This window comes from Alkalihalobacterium sp. APHAB7 (genome assembly GCF_048323755.1).
In the GTDB taxonomy this organism is placed as follows: Bacteria; Bacillota; Bacilli; order Bacillales; family Bacillaceae_F; genus Alkalihalobacterium.
Genome location: NZ_JBLWFS010000054.1, coordinates 1 through 4,377, shown reverse-complemented (window position 1 = coordinate 4,377; position 4,377 = coordinate 1). Strand labels below are relative to the sequence as shown.

Sequence of the window (4,377 nt, the reverse complement as noted above, 5' to 3'; positions counted from 1 at the left end):
CCGCCATTATAACCATACTAGATATCAATGGAACCTAAAAAAGATGACTCCTGTGCAATACAGAAATCACCTTTTAAAGGTGGCCTAAGCCTTTTTTAAAAATGTCCTTTACAAAGGGTACCTTTTACATGTGAGTGCACCTCTTTTTTGTGCGCTCCCTATATGAACGAAAATTACCTGTTCCTATAACAAACAAAGCAGCACTCCAATTGAAAGTGCTGCGTTTTGTTTTGTTTTGCTATTAATTCTTAACAACAATAATACGGGTACGGATAAGGCGGATATGGTGGATAAAAGAAACCAGGTGCTAATAGTGCACCAGCAGCTAAGCCTGTTAAGAATGGAAAACCAAAACCAAACCCAGGACCGAATCCAAAGCCTGGACGACCAATACCGAACCCAGGACCAAATCCGAACCCTGGACGCCCGATACCGAATCCAGGACCAAAACCAAAGCCTCCTACAAATCTTTGATCTGTTGGATTAAACGTATTGTAACTTGAAGCATGAGTATTCACTTTCATCTCTCCCCACTTTCGTTTTATAGACGTTTATAATAGAGCGTATGCTTTTGAGATAAAAGTTCTTGGGTATTCATCTTGCTTTTAAAAATTTTTTAGGATAGATGCGGAATTTGAGAGCAGGTTAGCTAATCTTGACTATTCATTTCTAAGTATTATAAGGATAGGATTTTGGCAAAAGTAGTAATATGTATACTTGAGCGCCAACAGCTACGCCCAAGCTCTAATAACATTATTCGTCGTTCGCGAAGCAAACTAAAACACAAAATAAACCTACACAAACTATCTGGCAGTTGTCTGGTACGTCTCTTACTGGGATTTTTTTAATCTTTGGAAATGGACAGGATTTTAATTTTAAAGTTGGAGTCAAACAACAGCAACGTTCTTTCTTTTTTCTCTTATTTGACACTTCCACTCACCTCCTCATTACAAAATATTCATGATGACAGACAAGCGTATAGTTGATAGTCAGGTAAAAGGAAAAAGCGTTGCTCTAATTTTAAAAGAAAAAATAGAAATATACAGAAAAAAAGAGTTGAGGCTTCAACACCCAACTCTAGAGTTTCAATAAATAAATCATTCATACATAATATATCTTCTATCCAATCTTAAAAGTTGCGACAGTGTACCTTCTAGTTACTATTTAATAACCCTTTTACTTGTATGGTATAAAACTAGAGCCTCTTAATTTAGTTTTTCGCCATCGCACGACCTGCTACACGGCCGGTGAAAAGACAACCGCCAACAAATGTCCCTTCTAAGGCACGGTATCCATGGACGCCGCCACCACCGAATCCTGAAGCTTCTCCTGCTGCATACAGTCCTGGAATTTTTTCTCCCGCCTCATTTAGAACTTGCCCGGAAAGATCGGTTTGTAATCCGCCAAGGGTTTTGCGGCTCAGAATGTTCAAGCGCACCGCAATCAACGGGCCATTTTTCGGGTCTAGAATTTTATGTGGCGGTGCTACTCGGATCAGTTTATCACCGATATAGTTTCGTGCTCCGCGTAAAGCCGTGACTTGAAGGTCTTTGGTAAATTTATTATCTATTTCATTATCTCTCGCTTTAATTTGCCTTTCAACGTCTTCATAGTCTAGTAAGTTTTCGCCCGTCAGCTTATTCATTCCGTTTACTAAATCCTTCAAGTTATCGGCAATAATGAAGTCTTCCCCTTTGTCCATAAAAGCTTGAACAGGCCCTGATGGTCCAGGCAATGCCCTTCCTAGTACCTTCCGAATGCTTTTTCCAGTCAAATCGGGGTTTTGTTCGGATCCCGACAGCGCAAATTCTTTTTCAATGATCTTTTGTGTCAGGATAAACCAAGTGTAATCATGTCCCGTTTTCTTAATCGCTTCAAGGGTAGCCATCGTATCAAAGCCAGGGAAATTTGGCGCTTGAAAACGCTTACCATTGGCGTCAAGCCAAATGGAAGATGGACCTGGTAAGATCCTTATGCCGTGCTTTGTCCAGATCGGGCTCCAATTTTTTATTCCTTCCGTGTAATGCCACATTCGGTCTCGGTTCACAATTCGCCCGCCGGCTTCTTCTGTGATACTGAGCATGCGTCCATCGACATGAGCTGGTACACCTGAAATCATTTGTTTCGGAGGTTCCCCTAATCGTTCTGGCCAGTTTTTACGAATAAGGTCATGATTAGCCCCAATTCCTCCACTAGACACTAGTACGGCCTGTCCTCGATACTCGAAGTTTCCAACAATGTCGCGATTACTATCTTCCCCTCTTGCAGCTGAACTTGGTGCAAGAACCGAGCCGCTAACACCAACAATCGCACCGTCATCAGTTAGAAGTTGATCGACACGGTGGCGAGGAAGGTATTCTACTAAACCATTTTTGATATGTTCACGAACTCTTTTCTCAAACGGAGCGACAATTCCCGGCCCTGTTCCCCACACGATATGAAAGCGAGGGACCGAGTTCCCGTGACCGTCAGCAAGACCTCCTCCTCTTTCGGCCCAACCGACTACAGGAAAAAAGCGAACCCCCATGTTATAAAGCCAAGTGCGTTTTTCACCAGATGCAAAGTCAACGTACGCCTCGGACCATTTCTTCCCCCAGTAGTCTTCATCATCCTCTCGATCAAAACCCGCTGCCCCAAGCCAGTCTTGCCAAGCTAATTCTTTGGAATCTTTTATCCCTAGCCTTCTTTGCTCAGGTGAATCGACTAAGAACAATCCGCCAAAAGACCAGTACGCTTGTCCACCCATCGATGCTTCAGGCTCCTGATCCAATAACAACACCTTCTTACCAGTATCGGCAATTTCGGCAGTCGCTACCAAACCTGCCAGACCAGCTCCAATTACAATCGCATCATACCCCATAAAACAACCCCCATTCAGCTTCTAATCTCTAAAACTAGCTTATGTAAAATATTTTAAGAAAATGAAATTATTTCTCTTTTATAGATTATATCTTTGAGTATTAAAGGTCGTCAATGAATAGACTGAATATTTATATTATTAGAATAATAAATCAAGTAAAGTTTCATCAGGGTAATTCTGCACATATTGTTGACTTCTACTAAATTCACGTGAAAATAGGTGTTTTTCTGTTTATCACTATTACAGTCTGTTTTTATAGGAATATACTGGTCCTCACAACTCACAATAAATAAAGCTTTCAATATATTATTTATAACGAATGCTTCAATAACTTAGGATTTTAGGATTAGGATGTAGGGGTCCTCCCCCATATTACTTTTGCTTTATATAAAACAGTGATGAGGAGAAATTTTCCATATGTACTACCCGAATGACTTAACAAACCATGCCATAAGAAAAGACCCAAACTTCCTACACGTCTGGGTCATGACCGACACGCATTTTAAAACAGAAGTAGATGGGAAGCCAAAGGAATTGGATGCTGTGTTCAAAGATAAATATTTTTACAAAGCCCATAGTCATATGCGCCACTTTGTGGATCTGGTTAACGAAATGAATGCTTACCAACCGGAACTTGTCCTTCATCTTGGGGACATTGTAGATCGCTACCATTCTGACTTCGACCAGTTTAATGACCTGTGGAATGCGATCGGTCCCAACATTAGAAAAGAACGAATTTGCGGCAACCATGAATTTGGAGAAAGCCGCACAGATAAGGACCTATATCGGCTATTTCCGGAAGTGCAAATGAGAAAAGAGATTGCTGGAAGTAAATTTAATCAAAGTTTTGTCGTCGATAACGGTGCGGTCAGGTTAAAAGTGATCATGGCAGAAACGGCCTACGATGAAAATGGAGAGCGTGCAACAGTCGGACCTGGTTTCTTTAAAAAGGAAGCCTTCGACTGGATCGAGTTTGAGTTAAACGAAAATAGAGATACAGATATAGTTTTAATAGCTACACATCACGGTCCTTGCCTTCATTTTACAGACGAACAAAAACGTAAGCTAAAACAAATCATCGATGCTAGTTGTTCGCGCGACCCTCATCTAGTTATCTATGATATTTCTGGACATAACCATCCGACGTCCATTCAGTATCAAGATGATTTTTTTCCAAATATGCCGAGCTATCATTTGCCAGCTGGGGTTGGCTTTGTCGGAAAATATTCAGTTCTCACGTTTAATACACGTAAAGAAATGGACGTTGCGGAACGCATTTTGCATTATCCTTATAATTGGTGACTGATAACGCTCATTTATAAGAAAAAGAGAGCTGCATCGGTGTTTCTCGGTGATGAAGATAGCCCCTGCAATCGTTTTATTGTCGGTTTCGTCTAGGCCCCCTTATTTCGGACACGTCCTCGCGTTTTCTTTTATATCCATAGGTTTTCATTTCAGTGTAAGCAGGTAGAGGGAATTGTCCCCTCTTATTATCCTCAAAAAATACCTCTTGCCAC

At 41.1% G+C, this 4,377-nt stretch carries 4 protein-coding genes; 2 read left to right on the top strand and 2 right to left on the bottom strand.

Annotated features, from left to right (window positions below; genetic code table 11):
- The coding region (locus tag ACNSTQ_RS22765) for an IS3 family transposase (protein WP_418201429.1) at window positions 1–88 on the top strand (88 nt) is incomplete at its 5' end.
- Window positions 89–248: 160 nt separating this feature from the next.
- Here ACNSTQ_RS22765 and ACNSTQ_RS22760 read toward each other — a convergent pair.
- Window positions 249–524 (bottom strand): spore coat protein, encoded by a 276-nt coding sequence (locus ACNSTQ_RS22760; protein ID WP_418202034.1) that lies wholly within the window; start codon window positions 522–524, stop codon window positions 249–251.
- 686 nt (window positions 525–1,210) lie between these two features.
- Window positions 1,211–2,860, bottom strand: coding sequence for an FAD-binding dehydrogenase (locus ACNSTQ_RS22755; protein ID WP_418202033.1), 1,650 nt, complete (start codon window positions 2,858–2,860; stop codon window positions 1,211–1,213).
- A gap of 417 nt (window positions 2,861–3,277) precedes the next feature.
- Here ACNSTQ_RS22755 and ACNSTQ_RS22750 point away from each other — a divergent pair, with 417 nt between their 5' ends.
- The gene (locus ACNSTQ_RS22750) at window positions 3,278–4,162 is read left to right on the top strand and encodes a metallophosphoesterase family protein (protein WP_418202032.1); all 885 of its coding nucleotides are present in this window, start codon (window positions 3,278–3,280) and stop codon (window positions 4,160–4,162) included.
- The last annotated feature ends 215 nt before the right edge of the window (window positions 4,163–4,377 follow it).